Source organism: Bartonella sp. OC16QHHD, assembly GCF_042194035.1.
Lineage (GTDB): Bacteria > Pseudomonadota > Alphaproteobacteria > Rhizobiales > Rhizobiaceae > Bartonella.
Genome location: NZ_JBHIMJ010000044.1, coordinates 1 through 3,855 on the forward strand (window position 1 = coordinate 1; position 3,855 = coordinate 3,855).

The following is a 3,855-nucleotide window of genomic DNA, read 5'->3' on the forward strand; positions in this document are numbered from 1 at the left end:
CTGCTTGGCTGAGGTCATCTGCTGGATTTTTTCTGAGGTCTAAATGCCTTTTTTGAGAACTCTTTCTAATTTTAGGCGAATGTGTTCATTGCCGGCAATGATATTTTTTTTGCGAAATATATTGTTGCCGCCTTCTTTGTCGGTGACAAAACCACCGGCTTCACGAACCATCAGTATTCCAGCAGCCATATCCCAAATTTGCAGGTTATCTTCCCAAAAGCCATCGGTTCTTCCAGCAGCCACATAAGCTAAATCAAGAGCAGCAGCACCAAAACGGCGAAGTCCGGCAACCTCTGCCATCACATTACGTAATTCAATAAGGTAGGTTCCATGATTTGGGCGACCAAAATGAGGCATTCCTGTGGCAATGACACAATCTTCTAGTCTGCGTCGAGCAGAAACGCGACAGCGGCGGTCATTAAAAAAAGCACCACACCCGCGTTCTGCGGTGAAGAGTTCATCACTCACGGGATTGTAAATGACACCACCAACGATTTTTCCTTGGCTTTCTAAGGCAATGGAAACAGCAAAAAAAGGAATGCCATGGAGAAAATTTGTAGTGCCATCTAAAGGGTCAACAATAAAACGGTGTTGTGAATCTTCTCCAATGATTTCTTCAGACTCTTCCATCAGAAATCCAAATTTGGGGCGCGCTTTGCTTAATTCATTGAAAATAATTTTTTCCGCTTTGCGATCTGCTTGGCTGACATAATCTGCTGGTCCTTTCAAAGACACTTGCAAATTTTGCACTTCACCATAATCACGCACCAACGAGCGTCCTGCTTTCATTGCAGCTTGCACCATGACATTCATGACTGCAGAATGGGCCATTTTTTATTCCTTTATTTATCTTTTTCATTTGCGCGACGCAAATAAATCAACTCATTGGTGTCTACAATGATACGTTCACCAGCATTCATAAAGGGGGGAACAAGAATACGAATCCCGTTTTCAAGAATGGCGGGTTTATAAGAGGAGGTAACCGTTTGTCCTTTGATGGCAGGATCGGCTTCCGCAATCGTGACAGCAACTTGATCAGGAAGTGAGATGCCAATAGGCTTTTCTTGATAAAGTTCAACTGTGACTGTCATCCCATCTTGGAGAAAAGCAGCACGTTCACCAACAAAATCCTTTTGAAGTTCTAGTTGTTCATAAGATTCTGAATCCATAAAGACCAAAGCATCCCCTTGTTGATAAAGAAATGTGAAATCCTTTTGTTCAAGGCGCACGCGTTCAACCGTCTCAGCAGCACGAAATCGCTCATTAAGTTTTGTACCATCAATCAAATTTTTCATTTCAACTTGGTTAAATGCACCACCTTTTCCTGGTTTTACAGCGTTGCATTTAACTGCAACCCATAAGCTTCCTTGATGTTCGATCACATTACCAGGGCGAATTTCATTGCCATTAATTTTCATCGTTTCTATCCAATTCTATTCTTGCAAAAAGAACTCTCTTGTTGTCTTTATGGCGCTTTTCTTTGCTGCCTTTAACGGTCAAGCTCTTTTGTTATTTTCGGGCTAAAATCCCTTTTATTAACCTTGCGGCTCTCTCATGGTCCTGTGTGCTCTTTATGGGCTTTCTCCTGCTTTTTGCAAAGAGAAAAGCTTAAGTAAAAAAGGACCTTTATGTATTTTTGCTTTTCAGCTCTTTGCAAGACCATAAAAAGCGCTCAGACGCAAGCTTTTTAAAAATTTGCACAAAAATTTTTTAGAATTTTTGGGGAAATTTATCCCGTTGTGTCGTAAAATATCATCATTGATGGCAATGGTATAATTGATGGCAATGATATAAGTTCCCTAAAACCATGAGGTGTTTTTAATTAAGAATATGTGATGAATATGTGAATACAGAGTTTATTATAAGTGTCTCATGGGATAGAGCGTGGTGTGTGTTGTCACAGGGTGTTCGTTTGTATTCTTATCAGAGATCAGCTGTAAAAAGGCTTTTTTATCGAGGTTAGAACTCTAAATCTTTTGAGCAGCAGGTATTCCTCTGTACTTGATGCGATTTCATCATGGTGGTATGGGGGCTGTTGTTTTGTGACGATATCAGCATAGAAAAAGGAAACCGGAACATTTAGGATATCGGAAATCTCTTTTAAACGCCCTGCACTGACACGATTTAAGCCGTTTTCATATTTCTGGATTTGTTGGAAAGTAACACCCAAATGTTGACCTAATGTTTTTTGAGACATCTTCAACATTTTTCATCTAAAACGAACTTTTTTGCCAATAAATTTGCCATTGAAAATGTCGTTATAAGGATTTTTACCAATACCCTAGAAAATGCTACACAGGATATAGAAAGCTATTCAGCCGCTTCAATCACAGATAAGCCAAGTTTTGCATTTATATCTTCGCGTAATAATTTGCTAGGGTATGGGGCATTTTCATTATTTTTAGTATTCTTCTTTCCTTAAATCTTAAAGCTATAACTTACACTATTTTGTATTGTTACAATCTATAATAAAATTTATCCACTCTGGCTAAAAATGAGGTTTTTTATTGAGGTGCAAATCTCTTTGGCTTTCACAAGAGCTTTTAAGTCTTTACGTGTAAAATATAGAGAATGTTTACATTAAATAGCGGGTTCATCTGGGATGAGTATTTATATAAGAACGCGGCTCTCCATTCACGTTATACTGAAAAAGAGACACTATAGTGCTACTATTTAATCTTATTCTATAACTCAAATTCACACCCATGTTTTGTTGCTTTTGAGGTTGATCTGTATAGATCACATTATATCCATTCCGTCGCAACAGATTGATAAATAAAGGAGTAAAGTTGTCTGCTGTATTATTTTTCTTTATAAGAAATGTGGTTGTAGCTGGTGGTAGAGGTCTCTTGATATAGCTAATAAATTTGTTAGCGACTAATTGTGCCTGACGCTTTGTAAGACTTTGATCAACATAATTTGATGAATAATTGCCTACAGATGCGCAACCAGCCACCAACACAACCGGTGACAGCAATAAATATTTTAACATCTTTAATTCCCCTTACTTATTGTTGCTCTTTATTTGCGAAGCTCCTATTCCAGAAATAAGAGCAACTTTACTTATAGCTACTTAACAACATATCGGTATCTAATCAATCGGTTAATTAATCAATGAATAATGGTTTCAGCTGTAAAGGCTGCTTGAAGTGCTTCTGGTGGCGTATATTTTAATAAACAGCTGCTTTTAGTGATTATGATAAAAAAGCAATTTTTTGCGTTTGCATGTTAAGATCATATCCTCGATCACTATTATAAAATGATGCGTTAGGTGCTGTTCCAGATCGACCAAAAAAATTTTCAAGCATTGCTTTTTAAGGGCTATCTTTTTTTAAATACGTATGAATGTTTATTCTGTTTTTTTAAATACTATCGTTTGAGGTGTGGTGTTTGTAAGGCATCAAATTTTGTACATGTGATGTTTTTATGAGAGTGTGTGGTGAATATTTGAGGGAGAGCTTGTCCGGATAATCTTGTGAAATGAACCACATAAAATGGGAAGCTAAAAGAGTTCTGTTCTGAGAAGACGGATTGTTTCCCAACTGGATAGGGAAGGGGCTTCTGTCCTTTGAGGGGTGGGAGGCAAGTCAAGAATAGAGAGTGTAGCGCCCTATATTATGATGTTAAAAGCTTTCATTTTGATCAGAGAGTAATTGTAAAATGGCTCTTTGTTTTATCGAGGTTAGAACTCTAAATCTTTTGAGCAGTAGGTATTCCTCTGTACTTGATGCGATTTCATCATGAGAGTACGGGGGCTGTTGTTTTGTTAAGATATCCGCATAGAAAAAGACAAGTGGAACATTTAAGATATCGGCAATTTCTTTTAAACGCCCTGCGCTGACACGATTTAAGCCG

The 3,855-nt window shown here is 37.9% G+C and carries 3 protein-coding genes and 2 pseudogenes; all 5 read right to left on the reverse strand.

The window, feature by feature from the left end; genetic code table 11:
* Positions 1-39: 39 nt before the first annotated feature.
* A complete protein-coding gene (locus ACFIK1_RS05100; RefSeq protein WP_375633435.1) occupies positions 40-831 on the reverse strand; it encodes an inositol monophosphatase family protein in 792 nt (263 codons plus the stop codon).
* A gap of 11 nt (positions 832-842) precedes the next feature.
* Positions 843-1,418: an elongation factor P gene (efp, locus tag ACFIK1_RS05105; protein WP_015856958.1), complete on the reverse strand. Its 576-nt coding sequence runs from the start codon at positions 1,416-1,418 to the stop codon at positions 843-845.
* 441 nt (positions 1,419-1,859) lie between these two features.
* A pseudogene (locus tag ACFIK1_RS05110) lies at positions 1,860-2,254 on the reverse strand (helix-turn-helix domain-containing protein).
* A gap of 339 nt (positions 2,255-2,593) precedes the next feature.
* Positions 2,594-2,992 carry a hypothetical protein gene (locus ACFIK1_RS05115; RefSeq protein ID WP_375662236.1) on the reverse strand — a complete coding sequence of 133 codons (399 nt, stop codon included), beginning with the start codon at positions 2,990-2,992 and terminating at the stop codon, positions 2,594-2,596.
* Positions 2,993-3,623: 631 nt separating this feature from the next.
* A pseudogene (locus tag ACFIK1_RS05120) lies at positions 3,624-3,855 on the reverse strand (transcriptional regulator); the annotation flags it as partial.